The organism is Rothia sp. ZJ1223 (genome assembly GCF_016900985.1).
Lineage (GTDB): Bacteria > Actinomycetota > Actinomycetes > Actinomycetales > Micrococcaceae > Rothia.
In genome coordinates this window covers 85,434-104,085 of the sequence record NZ_JAFEUT010000002.1, presented here as the reverse complement: position 1 = coordinate 104,085, position 18,652 = coordinate 85,434, and the positions used below count along the sequence as shown (strand labels likewise).

At 54.3% G+C, this 18,652-nt stretch carries 14 protein-coding genes and 3 tRNA genes; 16 read left to right on the top strand and 1 reads right to left on the bottom strand.

Features of this window, described 5'->3' with window-relative positions; translation table 11 throughout:
- The first annotated feature begins 11 nt into the window (after positions 1–11).
- The 10 genes from thrC (at position 12) to JTP09_RS02795 (ending at position 10,961) form a co-directional block, all read left to right on the top strand.
- Positions 12–1,445 (top strand): threonine synthase, encoded by a 1,434-nt coding sequence (gene thrC / locus JTP09_RS02840; protein ID WP_204876805.1) that lies wholly within the window; start codon positions 12–14, stop codon positions 1,443–1,445.
- A 137-nt stretch (positions 1,446–1,582) separates the two neighbouring features.
- Complete coding sequence (locus JTP09_RS02835) at positions 1,583–2,638, top strand: 3-isopropylmalate dehydrogenase (RefSeq protein ID WP_204876803.1); 1,056 nt, start codon at positions 1,583–1,585, stop codon at positions 2,636–2,638.
- Positions 2,639–2,716: 78 nt separating this feature from the next.
- Positions 2,717–3,820, top strand: a complete 1,104-nt coding sequence (locus JTP09_RS02830) for a branched-chain amino acid aminotransferase (RefSeq protein ID WP_204876802.1) — start codon at positions 2,717–2,719, stop codon at positions 3,818–3,820.
- 211 nt (positions 3,821–4,031) lie between these two features.
- A complete protein-coding gene (locus JTP09_RS02825; RefSeq protein ID WP_204876801.1) occupies positions 4,032–4,805 on the top strand; it encodes a fumarylacetoacetate hydrolase family protein in 774 nt (257 codons plus the stop codon).
- Positions 4,806–4,850: 45 nt separating this feature from the next.
- Positions 4,851–6,368, top strand: a complete 1,518-nt coding sequence (gltX, locus tag JTP09_RS02820; RefSeq protein ID WP_204876800.1) for a glutamate--tRNA ligase — start codon at positions 4,851–4,853, stop codon at positions 6,366–6,368.
- A 356-nt stretch (positions 6,369–6,724) separates the two neighbouring features.
- A tRNA-Gln gene (locus JTP09_RS02815) sits at positions 6,725–6,796 on the top strand.
- 24 nt (positions 6,797–6,820) lie between these two features.
- Positions 6,821–6,893: transfer RNA gene (locus JTP09_RS02810), tRNA-Glu, on the top strand.
- A gap of 246 nt (positions 6,894–7,139) precedes the next feature.
- Positions 7,140–7,212: transfer RNA gene (locus JTP09_RS02805), tRNA-Glu, on the top strand.
- Positions 7,213–7,534: 322 nt separating this feature from the next.
- Positions 7,535–9,244 carry a dynamin family protein gene (locus JTP09_RS02800; protein ID WP_370592492.1) on the top strand — a complete coding sequence of 570 codons (1,710 nt, stop codon included), beginning with the start codon at positions 7,535–7,537 and terminating at the stop codon, positions 9,242–9,244.
- Positions 9,237–10,961: a dynamin family protein gene (locus JTP09_RS02795; protein ID WP_370592478.1), complete on the top strand. Its 1,725-nt coding sequence runs from the start codon at positions 9,237–9,239 to the stop codon at positions 10,959–10,961. The genes JTP09_RS02800 and JTP09_RS02795 overlap by 8 nt, the downstream gene beginning before the upstream one ends.
- Before the next feature lie 98 nt (positions 10,962–11,059).
- Here JTP09_RS02795 and JTP09_RS02790 read toward each other — a convergent pair whose 3' ends face one another.
- A complete protein-coding gene (locus JTP09_RS02790; protein ID WP_204877202.1) occupies positions 11,060–11,767 on the bottom strand; it encodes an IclR family transcriptional regulator in 708 nt (235 codons plus the stop codon).
- A 217-nt stretch (positions 11,768–11,984) separates the two neighbouring features.
- Between JTP09_RS02790 and leuC the strand changes: the two genes are divergently transcribed.
- The 6 genes from leuC to JTP09_RS02760 all read left to right on the top strand — a co-directional run bounded on the left by leuC (position 11,985) and on the right by JTP09_RS02760 (position 18,605).
- Positions 11,985–13,406 carry a 3-isopropylmalate dehydratase large subunit gene (leuC, locus tag JTP09_RS02785; RefSeq protein WP_204876799.1) on the top strand — a complete coding sequence of 474 codons (1,422 nt, stop codon included), beginning with the start codon at positions 11,985–11,987 and terminating at the stop codon, positions 13,404–13,406.
- Positions 13,407–13,443: 37 nt separating this feature from the next.
- The gene (leuD, locus tag JTP09_RS02780; protein ID WP_204876798.1) at positions 13,444–14,043 is read left to right on the top strand and encodes a 3-isopropylmalate dehydratase small subunit; all 600 of its coding nucleotides are present in this window, start codon (positions 13,444–13,446) and stop codon (positions 14,041–14,043) included.
- 246 nt (positions 14,044–14,289) lie between these two features.
- Positions 14,290–15,612 carry a UDP-N-acetylglucosamine 1-carboxyvinyltransferase gene (murA, locus tag JTP09_RS02775; protein WP_204876796.1) on the top strand — a complete coding sequence of 441 codons (1,323 nt, stop codon included), beginning with the start codon at positions 14,290–14,292 and terminating at the stop codon, positions 15,610–15,612.
- Positions 15,613–15,617: 5 nt separating this feature from the next.
- A complete protein-coding gene (locus tag JTP09_RS02770) occupies positions 15,618–16,397 on the top strand; it encodes a 1-acyl-sn-glycerol-3-phosphate acyltransferase (RefSeq protein WP_204876794.1) in 780 nt (259 codons plus the stop codon).
- Positions 16,398–17,450, top strand: coding sequence for an NAD(P)H-dependent glycerol-3-phosphate dehydrogenase (locus JTP09_RS02765; RefSeq protein ID WP_370592477.1), 1,053 nt, complete (start codon positions 16,398–16,400; stop codon positions 17,448–17,450). It abuts the gene before it with no gap.
- Positions 17,451–17,486: 36 nt separating this feature from the next.
- The gene (locus JTP09_RS02760) at positions 17,487–18,605 is read left to right on the top strand and encodes a D-alanine--D-alanine ligase family protein (protein ID WP_204876792.1); all 1,119 of its coding nucleotides are present in this window, start codon (positions 17,487–17,489) and stop codon (positions 18,603–18,605) included.
- Positions 18,606–18,652: the final 47 nt, after the last annotated feature.

Sequence of the window (18,652 nt, the reverse complement as noted above, 5' to 3'; positions counted from 1 at the left end):
AATCTTGTTCTATGCATTACATCTCAACTCGCGACTCATCAGCCACCAAGGCAACCTTTAGCGATATTCTCCTCGCGGGGTTAGCACCCGACGGCGGTCTTTACTTGCCCGAAGAGTATCCTCAGCTTGACGATGCCACCCTGACGCGCTGGCGCACTGTACTTGCCAATCAGGGGTATCACGCGCTCGCAGCAGAAATTCTGCAACTTTTTGTAGACGATATTCCCGCAGAAGATCTCGCTGGCATTGCCTCCCGTGCCTACACCCACCCCAAATTCGCGAGTGAAGACATTGTGCCGGTCAGTCATCTGGAGGGCAACCTGTACATTGGTCACCTTTCTGAAGGACCCACTGCTGCCTTCAAAGACATGGCGATGCAACTGCTCGGTGAGCTTTTCGAGTACGAACTTGCCCGCAGAAATGACACCCTGACAATTGTGGGAGCGACCTCGGGTGATACCGGGTCTTCCGCTGAGTACGCTATGCGCGGTCGCCGTGGTATTCGGGTATTCATGCTGACTCCTAAAGACCGCATGACCCCTTTTCAACAGGCACAGATGTTTGGTCTTGATGACCCCAACATCTTCAACATTGCCCTCGACGGTATGTTCGATGACTGCCAGGACGTTGTTAAAGCCATTGCCAGCGATGCGGATTTCAAGCGTGAACACCGCATTGGTGCCGTGAACTCCATCAACTGGGCACGCCTCTTGGCTCAGGTGGTGTACTACGTCTCGAGCTGGATTCGCATCACCGAAAGTAATGACCAGAAAGTCTCATTCTGCGTACCCACGGGCAACTTCGGCGACATCTGTGCCGGTCACATTGCCCGCCAGATGGGTTTGCCTATCGACCGACTGATTGTGGCAACCAACGAAAACGATGTGCTCGATGAGTTCTTCAAAACCGGTGACTACCGAGTACGCTCATCTGCCGAGACTTTTGTGACCTCAAGCCCCTCCATGGACATCTCACGCGCATCCAACTTTGAACGTTTCATCTTTGATGCACTCGATCGCGATGCTGATCGTACCCGTGAACTCTTTGGCGAAAAGGTCAAAGCCGGCGGTTTCGATCTGAGCCAGGACGCAGTTTTCACTGATCTGAAACAGAAATTCGGTTTTGCATCGGGTAAATCAACCCACGCTGACCGAGTGAAAACCATTCGCGACGTACACGAGCGCCTGGGGGTATTGATTGACCCCCACACCGCCGACGGTATCAAGGTTGCCCGCGAACTCAGCAACGAAATTTCAACCCCCATCATCTGCTTGGAAACTGCTCTGCCGGTGAAGTTCGCCGAGACTATTTCTGAGGCAATTGGCAGCGAACCTGAGGTTCCTGAGCGTTTTGCTAACGTCATGAAGGCTGAACGTCACGTGGTTGATCTTCCCAATGACGCTGAAGCAGTGAAAAAGTACGTGGCGGAGAACGCTGCTCGCTAGAAGGCCATAGGCTCGGCTCGTTAACACCGTGAGCGCCAACCAGCGATTGTTGGTTGGCGCTCACGGTGTTTGTTCATCATCTGAACATTTATGTCACAGTGTGGGCAAAAGGGTGTGGTGGGTATTACGGTTGAACCATGACTGAAACTCGCTCTCTCAATCTTGCAGTAATTCCCGGTGACGGCATTGGCCCGGAGGTTGTGGCTCAGGCGCTACGTGTGCTTGAAAAAGTTGCCTCGAAAACCGGGCTCGATCTTGCCCACACCGAATATCCTCTGGGGGCTGAACACTGGCTGGCAACGGGGGAGACCTTGACCGAAGAAACCATGGAGAAGCTAGGCACCCATGATGCGATTCTTTTTGGCGCGGTGGGCGCAGACCCGCGATCATCCACCATCCCTTCTGGTTTGATTGAGCGTGAAATGCTCCTGAAATTGCGTTTCACTTTTGACCACTACATCAACCTGCGCCCCTCCAAGCTCTACCCGGGGGTGACTTCGCCGCTGAGTAACCCCGGCGGCATTGACTTCGTCGTGGTACGCGAGGGCACCGAAGGCCCCTACGCCGGCAACGGTGGGCGTCTGCGTCCTGATACTGACCAAGAAATTGCCACCGAGGTGTCTCTGAATACTGCTCACGGTGTGGAGCGTTTGATTCGTTATGCTTTTGAGTTGGCGAATTCACGTGAGAAGAAGAAACTTACCCTGATTCACAAGACCAACGTGCTCGTGAACGCTGGTAAGCTGTACTCGCGCTATTTCAACGCTGTTGCCGCGGAGTACCCCGATGTTACGGTAGATTATTTGCACATTGATGCCGCTACGATTTTTATGACCACCGACCCGGCACGTTTTGATGTGATTGTTACCGATAACCTTTTTGGTGACATTATTACTGACCAAGCAGGTGCCATCACCGGTGGTATTGGCTACGCGGCGTCAGGCAACATCAACGCCTCAGGCACTTACCCCTCGATGTTTGAACCTGTTCATGGTTCAGCTCCCGATATTGCCGGGCAGAACATCGCTAATCCCACAGCAGCAATTTTGGCAGCCGGTATGCTCCTGAACCACCTGGGGTACACCGAGCAAGCCCGAATGATTGAAGACGCTGTGGAGAAAGATCTTGCTGCGAACGTGGCGAGTAGCCGTTCAACGATCGAGGTTGGCGACGCTATTCTTCAAGCTCTTTAAGGCTTTTTACAAGAAGTAAAAACGCCCTCTCAGCTTTATCTCACAATTACCTATCCGCCCACCTCACAGAGGACAAAAATGACTGCATCATTCAGCCTTGAACGCAATCCCAACCCTGCCAGTGAAGAAGCTCGCGCGGAAATTTTCGCCAACCCCGGTTTTGGTGATTTTTTCTCAGATCACATGGTTTCGATTGAGTGGAACGGGGACTACCGTACCGGTGGCGAATGGGGCGAAGCCAAGGTCATCCCCTACGGTCCGCTCAGTCTTGACCCCGCGTCCTCAGTACTGCACTACGGACAGGAAATCTTTGAGGGTCTCAAAGCCTACCGTCACGCTGACGGTTCGGTGTGGACCTTCCGCCCCGAAAAGAACGCTGAACGTTTCAATCGCTCGGCTCGCCGTATGGCTTTGCCCGAACTGCCCCCTGAGCTTTTCATCGAATCTATCAAGCAGTTGATTGCGGTAGATGCACAGTGGATTCCTACGGGGGAGGGTGAGGCTTTTTACCTGCGTCCTTTCCAAATTGCTACTGAGAAGTTTTTGGGGGTACGCCCCACCCGCCAGGCACGGTTCATGGTGATTGGGTCACCTGTTGGTAACTACTTCGGTACTCCGTCACCGGTTGATATCTGGCTCTCCACCAACTATTCCCGTGCTGCTGAGGGCGGCACCGGCTTCGCCAAATGCGGCGGTAACTATGCCGGTGGAATGGTCGCTCAGATCGAGGCTGAGAACAATGGTTGCAAGCAGGTTATCTTTACCGATAAGAACCACGGGCACGCCATTGAAGAGCTCGGCGGTATGAACGTTTTCTTTGTCTTTGGACCGGAGAACAAGATTGTCACTCCTGAGCTGACTGGCACCATCCTTGAAGGCGTCACTCGTGACTCAATTCTGCAGCTGGCACGCGATCGGGGGATGACCGTTGAAGAACGTCGCGTTACTTTAGATGAGTGGAAAGACGGGGTTGCCAGCCGTTCTATCACCGAGGTTTTTGCCTGCGGCACCGCCGCTGTCATCCAGCCTATCGGCAAGCTCAAAGCTAAGGGTTTTGAGATTCCTAATGCTGCCGGTGAAGGCACCAACGGAGAGATCACTATGGCAATCCGCGAGGAACTCGTTGGTATTCAGACCGGTCTGCGCGAAGATAAGTACGGTTGGCTTACCCAGCTCATCTAAGGTTTGAATAGGGCGTAGATCGTTTTTCTCATCAAGGACGAATAGGCGTCAGTGCCAGGGTAGCTCCTCACTAGATGCGAGGAGCTACCCTTTATTTTCGCTCGGTGGACGCACAGCCCAATAACCCTCAGCCGAGGTAAGAGGTAAACCCGGTGGTTTTGGGGAGGAGAGGGTTAGCCCCAGCGTGCCAAAACGCGGTAGCCTAGTGTGTATGCGCATTGCTCGATTTACCGCTGAAAATGAACTGTACTACGGCCTGGTTGACGGTGAACCCGGCGAGGAGACACTGACTGCCTTGGCAGGGGATCCCTTCTACGGTGGTATTCAAACCACCAATAAGACTTTTGAGATTGCAGATGTACGTCTGCTTTCGCCCATTATTCCCCGCTCCAAGGTGGTGGGAACTGCCCGCAACTGGCACGACCACGCTGCTGAGCTGGGTAATGAGGCACCTACCTCACCGCAGTTTTTCATCAAACCTAACACCGCTGTGGTGGGTCCCAACGACCCCGTGACTCTACCCGAGTGGAGCGAGGCTGTCTCTTTTGAGGGTGAACTTGCTGTGGTCATTGGTCGCATTGCCAAATCGGTGCCGGTTGAACGCGTCCCCGAAATTATCTTTGGCTACACCGTGGCAAACGACCTCACCGCACGTGATGCTCAGAAGACTGACTTGCAGTGGACGCGGGCTAAAGGCTTCGACGGTGCTTGCCCGCTGGGCCCCTGGATTCAGACCGAACTCGATACCGACGATCTTTCCATTACCACTTGGGTTGATGGTGATATTAAGCAGGAGGGCACCACCGCAGAGATGATCTTCTCGGTCGCCGAGGTGGTTGCTGCTGCATCAGAAATGTTCACTCTCTTGCCCGGCGACGTCATTCTTACCGGAACCCCGGCAGGCGTTGATCTGATTGATGAAGGCGCCGAAGTGGAAATTGAAGTTGAGGGTATCGGCTCCCTGGTCAATACCTTCCGCCGCTAAAAACTTTTATTCACTGATTGTTACTGAAAGCATTGATATAAAGCTATGACTGATTACGCGTTGAACCTGAAAGATCCCCGCGAAACCCGCGTTCGCTTTTGCCCCTCACCCACTGGCACCCCTCACGTGGGTTTGATTCGTACTGCCCTTTTTAACTGGGCGTACGCGCGTCATACCGGCGGCAAGTTGATTTTCCGTATTGAAGATACCGACGCTGCCCGTGACTCTGAAGAGTCCTTCAACCAGGTGCTCGATAGCTTGCACTGGTTGGGTATTGAGTGGGACGAGGGCGTTGGAGTGGGCGGTCCCCACGAGCCCTACCGTCAGTCCCAGCGCATGGATAAATATGCTGAGGTCGTAGAGAAGCTCAAAGAAGGCGGTTACGTTTACGAGGATTTCTCAACCCCTGAGGAAGTAGAAGCCCGCCACAAAGCCAAGGGCGAAGATCCCAAGCTGGGCTACGATAACTTTGACCGCGACCTCTCCGAAGAGCAGAAGGCAGCTTACCGCGCCGAGGGTCGCGAACCCGTACTGCGTTTGCGTATGCCCGATGAAGACATCACTTTTACTGACCTGGTACGCGGCGAAATTACCTTCCGCGCGGGTTCTGTGCCTGACTTCGTCGTAGTTCGCGCCAACGGCAAGCCTCTCTACACCCTGGTTAACCCGGTGGACGATGCTCTGATGGGCATTACCCATGTTCTGCGCGGTGAAGATTTGCTCTCATCAACTCCCCGCCAAATCGCTTTGTACCGTGCCCTGGTTGAGGTGGGTGTTGCCTCCTTTATTCCTGAGTTCGGTCACCTGCCCTACGTGATGGGTCAGGGCAATAAGAAGCTCTCAAAGCGAGACCCCGAATCTAACCTCTTCTTACTGCGCGATGCCGGTTTCATCAAGGAAGGCTTGCTGAACTACCTGTCACTGCTGGGTTGGTCGCTTTCCTCTGACCAAGACGTTTTCAGTATCGATGATCTTGTAGCTAACTTCGATATCAAGGACGTTCTGGGCAACCCGGCACGTTTTGATGTGAAGAAGGCTGAGGCTATTAACGGCTCGCACGTGCGTTTGTTGGATGCTGAAGACTTCCGCAACCGCCTAGTACCCTACCTGCGCACTGCGGGCATCCTCTCAGCGGAGACCTTTGAGGCGTTGACCGCCCGCGAGCAGGAAATCTTGACTGCTGCTGCTCCGCTAACCCAGGAGCGTATGCAACTGCTGGGTGAAGCCCCGCAGCTGCTCGGCTTCCTGTTCAAGAAGGACGAAGAGATTGTTGTTGCTGAGGACGCAGCCAAGCAGCTCAAAGAGTCGGCTCCGCAGGTTCTTGAGGCGGCTATCTCGTCCGTAGAATCCTTGGAGGACTTCACCGCTGAGGGCATTCAGAGCGCCTTGCGCGAATCCATTGTTGATGGTTTGGGTATCAAGCCTCGTTTGGCTTTTGGTCCTGTGCGTACTGCTATTTCAGGCGAGCGCATTTCACCCCCGCTCTTTGAATCTATGGAGATTCTGGGTAAAGAATCTTCACTGATTCGATTGCGGGCACTGCTGATTCAGCTGCAGGCATAGGTTCTAACGGCAGAAAACAACATCAGAAATTAGCGTGGTGGTAGCTCTTGAGAGCTGCCACCACATTTGATATCCGCCACCTTCTGAGTAGAGCGAGGACCCTTGAGATGAGTTCACTGCCCCCCCCGAGGCACCCCATAAAGCACCAAAAATGGGTGTTTTGGGGCTCTGGGAAAAAAGTTTTGAAAAAGTTTTTGCCAGTTTCACCTTGAAATATCAAGGTTTTTTCGACTGTTCGGCGTAAAATGTGACGACTGTCAATGGTTTTCGATTTGCGTGGCTAAAAAACCTCGCGTAGAGTTATTACTCGTTGCGGTGATGACAGTGAGAAATTGAAAAGCATCACAGTAGCGTAATGGGATATGGTGTAATTGGCAACACTACGGTTTCTGGTACCGTCATTCTAGGTTCGAGTCCTGGTATCCCAGCGGACATTTTCTTGAAAATGTTTCGGCCCCATCGTATAGCGGCCTAGTACTCCGCCCTCTCACGGCGGCAACACCGGTTCAAATCCGGTTGGGGTCACAGACTAAAAGCTCTCAGGTATTACACCTGGGAGCTTTTGTGTTTAGAGAGTTTTGCCCCTTGGGGTTCTGTCTGCGGGCAGTTCACCTTTAGGTGCATGATTCACCTCGCGACAAGGGGTGAATCCTGCATTAAAAAGTGAATTGCTTGTTTTGTTGACAGAGATGCATGTCACCAACTCTCGATTTGTCTACGGGATGCTTACTGTGTAGACTTTTATCTGTTGCTTCTTCTCAGAAGTTGCACGGCCCCATCGTATAGCGGCCTAGTACTCCGCCCTCTCACGGCGGCAACACCGGTTCAAATCCGGTTGGGGTCACAGACTAAAAGCTCTCAGGTATTACACCTGGGAGCTTTTTCTTGCCCCAAAATATCACCACCCTTAGTAATGCTTGCTGAAAACGCCCCTCAAACTCTTTGTTTCGTGCGAAAATGGGGGAGTGGAGAACAACAATCAAAAACATAACGCCCATGAGAGCGAACCAACTCGCCTTGATCTGCCGCTCAATGACGAGTCACAGGATCAGCCAACCGAGGTTATTTCGTCTCTCGAGCTAGCCTCCGACCTCTCTCAGTCCTGGGCTGTAGAGCACTCTGCTGCCGCACCGGTCGATGAAAGCGTCGCCGAAGACCTGCGTCAGGTGCGAACTGCAACAGCAGTTGTCAAAGACCTTAGCTTTCCTCTAGAAACGACGGATGCACCCGGTTACCGCACCCAGTTACGTAAAACGGCGACGCAACTCGATGATTATGTTTTGCCTAAACTTGCTTCTGTGGATTCCCCACTGACGGTGGTGGTCGGCGGTTCAACGGGCGCGGGTAAATCAACTCTGGTCAACACCCTCATCGGTAAGCCTGTTACCCGCTCGGGGGCTATCCGTCCCACGACGCGTCAGCCAGTTTTATTGCACCGTCCTGAAGATGCGGCGGCTTACGCTCCCGAGCGCATTCTGCCGCATCTGGTGCGCGTCCACGCTGAAAACGGTCGTTTGCCCGGTGCAGACCCGCACACCGGTGTCGATCAGCTCATAATGATGCCCGAAGAAGAGATTCCTGCTGGCATTGCACTCATTGATGCCCCCGATATTGATTCGGTCTCTGAAGATAACCGCCGTTTGGCGAAGCAGCTTCTCTCGGCTGCTGATTTGTGGTTGTTCGTCACCACGGCTAACCGCTATGCGGACGCTGTGCCCTGGGAACTGTTGAATGAGGCGGCAACCCGCGATATTACGGTTGCTGTGGTGCTCAACCGCGTCCCTGAGGGGGGTGAGGACGAAATTGAAGAGGATCTACGGCGCATGCTTGCAGATGCGGGTATTGAGGCTGCTTTCTTGATGACCGTCATTGAGCAAGAGCGCGATGAGCAGGGGCTGATTTCACCCGCCTCTGTTGTTCCTTTGATTTACTGGTTGCGTGAGCTGGGCGCTGATAGCGCTCAACGTTCGCAGATTGCGCGTAAGACCCTTGAAGGTGCCTTGCGCTCGATTGCTGCCCAAACCCGGTCTTTGCAAAAGGGGCAGAGCGCCCAGTATGCAACAGCCCAGCATCTGCGTACTACCGTAGGCCGTGCTTATGAAGATGCGTACGCAAATATTCACGCAGCAACCCAAGATGGTTCTCTGCTGCGGGGTGAGGTGCTCTCACGCTGGCAAGATTTTGTGGGAACGGGCGAGTTTTTCCGGTCATTGGAGACCAGCATTGGTCGTTTGCGCGACCGCATCGCAGGTTTCTTCAACGGTCAGCCTACCCAGGCTGCCCCGGTTGAAGAGGCTCTTGAAGTTGGGCTGCACGCCATTATTCTTGAGGAGGCAGCCAAAGCTGCTGAAACTTCTCAGCGTCGGTGGCTTGATGAACCCGCCGGACGCGCCCTGTTAGCAGGAGATGACCTCGGTCAGTTGCACGAGGGATTCTCCGGTGAGGTTGCCGAGAGTATTCGCGCTTGGCAGCAGGACATCATGGATCTGATTCAGCGTGAAGGCGCTGACAAACGCCAGAAGGCGCGTTTCATGTCTTTGGGTCTGAACGCAACCGCTGTGGTTCTTATGGTAGCGGTGTTCTCGATGACAGGTGGCTTGACCGGTCTTGAAGTGGGCATCGCAGGTGGCTCGGGTGTTGTCGGGCAGAAACTACTGGAAGCTATTTTCGGTGAGGACGCAGTACGCCGTATGACCAGGGCAGCGCGTGAGAGTCTTGAGGCACGCATCCGCGAGGTGCTTTCTACTCACCAACAGCGTTTTGATGCGCGTCTTGATGCCGTAGACTTGGGCCCCGAACCTGCTGTAGTAGAGCAGGCTGCCGGTAGCCTTGAAATTGTCAGTGACTCGATGACCGCAGGAGGCACCCGTGGCTAAGGTTGAAACGGAATCAAAGATGACTGCGCTCTCGCGCTCAGTGGAGCAGGTTCAGGTTGCCTGGGAGCTGGGTCAAGGACGAGTTGACCCTGCCGTGCTGGTTGATGTTGAGCGGGTGCTGGAGCGTACTGCTTCGCGCCGTGAGCTGTCAGCTGAACACACTGTGATTGGCTTTTTCGGTGCAACGGGGTCGGGTAAATCTACCCTCTTTAACGCTGTTGTGGGCAAAGAACTCGCCCGCTCTGCCGCTCGCCGGCCCACCACGTCCACCGCCCAAGCCGCTGTCTGGGGCGAGGCAGGCAGCCAGGAGTTACTGGACTGGTTGCAGGTTAAGAACGCAACCGTGATGGACAGTAGTGGGGATGATGCCGCTCAAGCTCTCAACAGTGCGCAGGTACCGGTCACCACTGGCTTCTGGAACAGGGTGAAAACTTCGGTTGGTCGTGGTTCCACTGAAACTGCTCAGGGCGGTCTGATTCTGTTAGATCTGCCCGACTTCGACTCGGTAGAGGCGTCTAATCGCACTATCGTTGAGCGTATGGTCTCTATGGTTGATGTGTTGGTGTGGGTGGTTGATCCCCAGAAATACGCCGACGCTGTTATTCACGATGACTTCATTGCACCGCTGGCTGAGCACGGCGGCGTCATGTTGGCGGTGCTCAACCAGGCAGATCGACTGGATGAAGCAGAGATTCCTCATGTGCTGGACTCGTTGAAGCTTTTACTCGCACAAGACGGTCTCACCGGTAATTTGCTGGCACCTCCGCTGGCGGTCTCGGCAATGACCGGGTACAACATCGCTAAGTTGCGGGAAACTCTTGGACGCGTGGCGGTTGAAAAATCCGCCGCGGTGGCACGTATCGGTGCTGATGTTGAGACCGCCCGTGCGTCCTTAGCAGCTCACGATGGTGGGGGAATTCCAGGTGGTATTACCGGCACCAGTACCCGAACTCTTGAGAACAAACTCTATGAAGCATCGGGAGCGCCCCAGGTGGTCAAAGCAGCCGGAGACGCCTACAAACTGCATGCGGCGCAAAATACGGGGTGGATTCCTACCCGCTGGTTACTTAAGATGCGTAAAGATCCGCTCAAACGCTTGCACCTTCACGAAGATCACTCGGGTGAACCCCTCTCGAAATCCTCCCTGCCTCCCCTGAATCCCTCGCAGAAAGCGGCGATGAGCTCGGCGCTACGCAGTTTTGCAACCTCTAGTGCCCAGAGAACGGGAGAGCCGTGGAGTCACAGTATTCGCGATGCTGCCCGCAGCCGCGAAGCTGAGCTACCCAATGCCTTAGAACGTTCGATTGCTCGCACCAACTACCGCGCCACCAAGAAGCAGTGGTGGTGGCAGCTCTTCAACGTTATTCAGTGGTTGGGTATTGCCGCGGCTTTGGTGGGCTTACTCTGGCTCACCGGTATCTTCGCTGCCCAGTACTTCCAGATTCAACTGCCGCCCCCGCCGTATGTGGAAGGATTCCCCTTCCCGTTGCCGACGCTACTGGTGATGACCGGTTTGCTGCTAGGCATTGTTATTGCGGCATTGGGTAGAGTGTGCGCAGCAATTGGGCACAAAATCTATGCTCGTAAGATTGAACGGCAAATTTTTAGCCACGTGAGCGACACTACTCGTGACTACGTGGTAGAGCCGGTTCGCAAGGAACTGGAGCGGCGCGAAGCCTATGTAGATGCCCTCTACAACGCTCGCCTGAGCAACTAAAACCGTTATACAAAGCCGGGGTGAGATCAGCCTAAAAACTGATTTCACCCCGGCTTTTTATCGCAGCGGTGTCTATTAGAGCTACCGATAGAACTGTTTTAGTTGCGCAGTGCCTCGGTCAGCTGAGTAGCTGCCTCGCAGACCACCTCAGCGTGCAAACGTCCGGGCTGGCGGGTGAGACGCTCCATCGGCCCCGAGATAGAAATAGCGGCGACGACCTTACCCGAAGGATTTCGTACGGGCGCTGACACCGAGGCTGTACCGCGTTCGCGCTCGCCAATAGACTGCGCCCATCCACGACGGCGCACAGCAGCCAGCATGGTCGCTGAGAAGCGCGCATTGCGTAGACCCTCTACCAAACGAGAGTGATCTTCCCACGCCACCAAAATCTGAGCCGCTGAACCAGCCTTCATCGACAGCTGAGTACCTACCGGAATGGTATCGCGCAGACCAATCGGACGCTCGGCTGAAGCCACGCACACACGCCAATCACCCTGGCGCCTGAAAACCTGGGAACTCTCACCGGTCACGTTACGCAGGTTATTGAGAATAGGACCGGCTGCAGCAATCAGACGATCTTCACCTGCTGCCGAAGCAAGCTCACTCATACGCGGACCCAAAGTAAAACGTCCTTGAATATCGCGCGCTACAAAACGGTGGTGGGCTAAAGCAACCGCGAGTCGGTGGGCGGTAGGACGCGCTAACCCGGTTGCCTTCACGAGCTGAGAGAGAGTAGCAGGGCCAGCTTCAAGACAATCCAAAATATAAGCAGCTTTGTCTAGAACACCGACGCCCGAAGAGCGCATGCTAGCGGTGTCTTCGAGGTCAGCTGCAGAAGGGGCTACTGGCGTAGCAAGCGGTGGTTGAGCGGCGGCTTGACGCTGGGCGAGGTGCTGGTACGGGCGTGAGTTCATAGAACCATGATGCAGTCTCATATTATGATATGCAAGTTCATTCTCTGGAAACCACTTTATGTTTCAGCGACTATAGAACAGAAGAGAACTCATCACACTGGAGGCAAACATGGCAGGTGGCACCACAACAGCACCTCGCACCCTGGCTGAAAAAGTCTGGGACGCACATACCGTCGTCCGAGGAGAAAACGGAAAACCCGACCTCCTCTACATCGACCTGCACCTCATCCACGAAGTCACCTCGCCCCAGGCATTCGAGGGTCTGCGCCTAGAAAACCGCCCCCTTCGCCGTCTCGATTTAACGATCGCCACCGAAGATCACAACACTCCCACCGAGAATATCTTCTCGACCATCGCAGATATCACCTCGCGCACCCAGATTGAAACCCTGCGCAACAATGCAGAAGAGTTCGGCGTCCGCATCCACTCCCTGGGAGATGCTGAACAGGGCATTGTGCATGTGGTGGGCCCCCAGCTGGGTCTGACGATGCCCGGCATGACCGTAGTATGCGGTGACTCCCACACCTCAACCCACGGTGCCTTTGGTGCGCTCGCTTTCGGCATTGGCACCTCAGAGGTGGAGCACGTCATGGCAACCCAGACCCTTCCTCTTGCTCCTTTCAAGACCATGGCTATCAACGTTGAGGGCACCCTTAAGCCCGGCGTTACCGCTAAAGACATTATTCTTGCGGTTATTGCCAAGATCGGTACCGGTGGCGGTCAAGGCTACGTGCTGGAATACCGCGGTTCAGCTATTGAATCCCTCTCGATGGAGGGACGCATGACCATGTGCAACATGTCGATTGAGGCTGGTGCTCGCGCCGGAATGGTGGCACCCGATGAGACTACCTTCAACTATGTCAAGGGTCGCCCGCATGCACCCACCGGTGAAACCTGGAACCAGGCTGTTGACTACTGGGAGTCCCTGAAAACTGATGAAGGTGCCACCTACGATGCAGAAGTTTTCATCAACGCCGATGAACTAGAGCCCTTCGTCACCTGGGGCACCAACCCCGGTCAGGGTGTGCCTCTCTCGCAGGCGGTGCCTTTCCCCGAAGAGTTTGAGGATGAGAACGAGCAGAAAGCTGCCGCCCGTGCCCTTGAATATATGGACCTCAAAGCGGGCACCCCTTTGAAAGAGGTTCCCGTTGATGTGGTCTTCTTGGGTTCCTGTACTAACTCGCGTCTTGAAGACCTCCGCGCCGCAGCTGAGATTGTCAAGGGGCAGAAGCTGGCTGAGAATGTTCGTATGATGGTGGTGCCTGGCTCCGCTAAGGTGCGTGCTGCCGCAGAAGCAGAGGGAATCGACCAAATCTTTAGGGACTTCGGTGCAGACTGGCGCTTTGCCGGTTGCTCCATGTGTCTGGGGATGAACCCCGACCAGCTGGCACCGGGGGAGCGTTGCGCGTCCACCTCGAACCGCAATTTTGAAGGCCGCCAGGGCAAGGGCGGACGCACCCACCTGGTCTCCCCGTTGGTAGCAGCAGCAACCGCTATTCGCGGCACGCTCTCATCACCTGCAGATTTATAAGAACGTCACGGAACTGAAAGAGATAAAGGATTCTTTGATGGAACCGATTATTAAGCACACCGGTATTGGCGTTCCGCTACGCCAATCAAATGTTGATACCGACCAGATTATTCCCGCGGTGTATCTCAAGCGCGTTACTAAAACTGGTTTTGACGATGCCCTCTTTGCTGGGTGGCGTAAAGATGAGAATTTTATTCTCAATCAGGAGCCGTACAAACGCGGTTCAGTGCTGGTAGCAGGTCCTGATTTTGGTACAGGTTCATCGCGTGAGCACGCTGTCTGGGCGCTGAAAGATTACGGTTTCAAGGTTGTCATCTCAGCCCGTTTTGCAGATATCTTCCGCGGTAATTCCGGCAAACAGGGTTTGGTTGCAGCTCAGGTAGCTCAGGATGATATTGAGTTGATCTGGAAGCAGATTGAGAACGAACCCGGCACCGAGATTACTGTCGACTTGGAATCAAAGACCGTACAGTGCGGTGCCCTGACCGTACCTTTCCAGATTGATGATTATGTGCGCTGGCGTCTCATGGAAGGTCTCGATGATATTGGATTGACTCTGCACCATGAGGACGCGATTATCGAGTTTGAAGCGAATCGTCCGGCGTGGTTGCCGTGTACTTTGTCTGCACAGTCCTAAGTAAAAACCAACGAGGTCAGAACGCTTTTTTATAGGCATTCTGACCTCATTGTGTGAGTCGGTGTGAGCGATATATACCCATATTAAGTACGGGAATTTAATGTCGGTAGATTATGCTTATAGTGCTAGGCTATTTGATAAGACGTATTAGCTTATTCGCACGGCCATACAAGAGAATTTCTCATTCAACACGCTTCTGCCTTCGTGCGGTGGCGTGTTTACAGGCTTATAAACGATTGGATTTACATGACCAGCGCACTTCGTATCGAAGGTGGTACTCCGCTGACCGGTGAGGTCAATGTTCGAGGAGCCAAAAACCTGGTTCCCAAGGCGATGGTTGCCGCTCTGCTCGGCTCTACCCCCTCAGTATTGCGCAACGTACCTGAGATTAAAGATGTTCAGGTTGTCACCTCACTGGTTGAACTTCACGGTGTCGCTGTGACTCTCGATAAGAGCACCGGGGATCTCACCATGGATCCCTCCAATGTGTCGGTAGCTCAGCACGCTGATATCGATGCTCACGCTGGTGATTCACGCATCCCGATTTTGCTTTGTGGTCCGCTCTTGCACACCATCGGTGAGGCGTTTATTCCTGATCTCGGTGGTTGCCGTATTGGTGATCGACCCATTAACTACCACCTGCGCGTTTTGGAAGAATTTGGTGCGCAGGTTGAGAAACTACCCACCGGTATCTCTATGAAAGCACCTGCTGGTGGCCTTAAGGGCGCTTCTATTACTCTGCCGTTCCCCTCTGTGGGTGCTACCGAGCAGGTTCTGCTGGCAGCCACCATGGCAGAAGGCAAGACTGAGCTGAAGAACGCGGCTATTGAACCTGAGATCATGGATCTCATTGCTGTTCTGCAGAAGATGGGTGCCATCATCACTGTTGAGACTGACCGTCAGATTATTATTGAGGGCGTTGTAGAACTCAAGGGCTACAACCATGTTGCACTGCCTGACCGCAACGAGTCAGCATCATGGGCATCAGCAGCTCTTGCTACCGGTGGCGATATCTTTGTGCGCAATGCGTCGCAGAAAGATATGAGCACCTTCATTAACGTTTTCCGCAAGCTCGGTGGCGGTTTGGATATTCGTGAAGACGGTATTCGTTTTTACCACCCCGGCGGCGATTTGAATCCCCTCTTTGTTGAGACCAATGTACACCCCGGTTTCATGACCGATTGGCAACAGCCCCTAGTGGTTGCGATGACCCAAGCGCAGGGTGTCTCTGTGGTTCACGAAACCGTGTACGAGAACCGTTTTGGTTTTACGGACGCGCTGGTTCGCATGGGCGCAACGGTACAGCTGCATAAAGACTGCTTGGGCCCGACACCCTGCCGTTTTGGCCACAAGAACTTTAAACACTCCGCAATCATTACCGGTAAATCACAGTTGCACGGCGCTGACATTCACGTGCCGGATTTGCGCGGTGGCTTCTCGCACGTCATTGCAGCCTTGGCAGCTGAAGGCACCTCCAATGTCACTGGCATACAGGTTATTTCACGCGGTTACGAGCATTTCGTCGACAAGCTCACTGATCTCGGTGCGAGCTTCGAGGTTGTGGGCTAAAGACCATGGCTTCATCATCAAAAAAGAGGCAGCTACCCGAACTCAAACCCACCAAGTGGGGAGATATCGTTTACAAGGTTGCGGGCAACATCGTTCGACCACTTTACAACCTGGTGATTGATATTGAGTTCCGCGGACAGGACAAACTACCGCGAGGCGGGTTTATTGTTGTTGCTAACCACACCAGCATGGTAGATCCGATTACCGTAGCCTACCCCATGTTCATCAAGGGTGCGTTGCCTCGTTTTTTGGCGAAAGAATCCCTGTTCCATGCCCCTGCTTTGGGCTGGTTGATGCGTACTATCGCGCACGTTCCGGTGTCACGCGGGTCAGTGGACGCACGTAAATCCTTAGAAACAGCACAAAACATTGTTGATGCTGGCGGTTCGATCATTATCTACCCTGAGGGTACTCTGACAACAGATCCTGACGGATGGCCGATGAGCGGACGCACCGGTGCGGCACGCCTCGCCCTGGCAACCGGTGCGCCGGTGGTGCCTATTGCTCACTGGGGTGACCACGAATTCTTGCCCTATAGCGGTAAGCCCGTATTCGGTAAGCGCCACCGCGCAGTGGTCTCTATCGGCGACCCTCTGGATTTTTCTGACCTTGTAGATAAGAACGGATCGTCTAAGCCCACCCGCGCCCAGCTCATGGAGGTCACCGACCTCATGATGGATTCAGTGACCGAGCTGCTGGCTGATATTCGTGGCGAGGAAGCACCGACCGGACGCTGGAACCCCAGCACCGGCGTCCGCGAACCCCGTATAGAAGGCGGTCGCTAAGTGACAGCACTATCTACTGAAAAAGTAGCTGTCATGGGCGCAGGCTCGTGGGGTACTGCCTTTGCCAAAATTGTTGCTGACACGGCAGCCCAAACCCAGCAAAATCTCACCGTGAGCCTGTGGGGACGCAACGCTGAGGCAATGGCGTCCATGAGCGCTAGCGGTATCAACGAGCGGTATTTTCCTGAGGTTCAGTTGCCTGCGGGCATCGAGTACAGCTCTGACACGGCAGCTGCCCTGAAAGATGCAGGTATCGTGGTGTTGGCGGTGCCAGCACAATCTTTGCGCGAGAACCTGAAGAACTGGGGCACCCAGATTGAACCCGGTGCCGTGCTGGTGTCACTGGCAAAGGGTCTAGAGGGCGGCACCGGCTACCGTATGTCCGAGGTCATCACCGAAGTTCTCACCGAGCTCGGCAACCAGAATGTAGTTCAGCGCGTCACGGTGCTGTCAGGGCCCAATCTTGCCCGCGAAATTGTGCAGGAAGAACCCACCGCGTCTGTAATAGCTGCCCCCGACGAACCCACAGCAGCACGTGTTGCTACAGTGTGCGCTAACGGTTATTTTCGTCCCTATACCAACACTGATATTGTGGGCGTTGAAATTGGCGGCTTGGTTAAAAACGTTATCGCGCTGTGCGTTGGCATGTGCGAGGGAAAAAACTACGGGGACAACTCTAAAGCCTCCGTCATGACCCGCGGACTCGCCGAAACCACGCGCCTAGCGTTGGCTCTTGGTGGCAAACTAGAAACTATGAGTGGCCTGGCGGGTATGGGCGATCTCATCGCAACCTGCTCGTCCCCACTCTCACGTAACCACACCGCCGGTAAACTACTGGCACAGGGAATAGACCCCGACCAACTGGGCGCCGTCATGACCCAAACCGCTGAGTCCGTGAAAACAGCCCCCGTGGTTGCCCAACTCGCCCATCGACTGGGCATCGAAATGCCCATTACTGAGGCGGTAGTTGCCGTGTTATCGCACAAAATTACTGTGGATGAACTCGCCCCCGCGCTACTGGGGCGCACCCTCAAGTCTGAGGCGAACCACTAAGCGACTTTCGATACCGAAGAAAGAGTAAACATTTTTATGACCAGTGCAACCAAGCCAACCGTAGCCCTGCTGTGCGGTGGTCGTTCATCAGAGCACTCCATCTCACTCATCACCGCCTGCGGTGTACTGGGAGCCATCGACACCGAAAAATACAACGTTCTACCGATCGGTATCACCCGCGACGGTAAGTGGTATCTCACCACCGAAGAGCAGCTACGCGAACTCACTCGTCGGGATGCGCTTGCTAGTTTCCCGGAAGGCGGTCAGCAGGTTTTCTTGCCGCTGGGAGCAGGGGATTCCCGCCTGCGCGTCATTAATGAGGACGGTTCGCTGAATCATTCAGAGTCAGTAGACGTGGTTTTTCCGCTGCTACACGGTCCCTTCGGCGAAGATGGCACCCTGCAGGGTCTGCTTGAAATGGCTGACCTGAAATACGTGGGCTGCGGCGTTACCTCGTCAGCTGTTGCGATGGATAAGCATTTCATGAAGGTCGCTTTTGAAGCTGCCGGTTTGCAGGTTGGCCCCTACGAAGTCATCACCAAACGCCAGTGGCTACAGAACCCGGAAGCTGCGCGTACCCGCATTGAGAGTCTTGGCTTTCCTGTTTTCGTCAAACCTGCCCGCGCGGGTTCTTCCTTCGGTATTACCAAAGTGGATTCCGTAGCAGAACTTGATGCCGCCATTGAAGAAGCCCATAAGTTCGACCCCAAGCTCGTTGTTGAAGCCGGTATCGTGGGCCGCGAAGTCGAATGCGCTGTGCTTGATAGCCTCAACGGTGCCCAGCCACGAGCGTCCTACCCAGGCGAAATTGTGGTGACCGATGAAGAACACGGCTTCTACGACTTTGATGCCAAATACGTTTCAAAAACCTCTGCTACCACCCAATGCCCGGCAGATTTGCCGATTAAGGTCTCAGAGCGTTTGCGTGAGCTTGCTGTTGCAGCTTTTCTATCAGTTGATGGTGAGGGGCTATGCCGCGCTGATTTCTTCTACACTCAAGACGGAAAGCTAATCATCAACGAGGTCAATACGCTGCCCGGTTTCACTCCCATTTCGATGTACAAAACCATGTGGGAGAACTCCGGTATTAACTACTCTGATCTTATTGATGAGCTGATTGAATTAGCACTGGCCCGACCGCTGGGTTTGCGCTAAATCTTTGAACAAGATTAAACATAAAAGCTGCCTCACTGCGAACAACA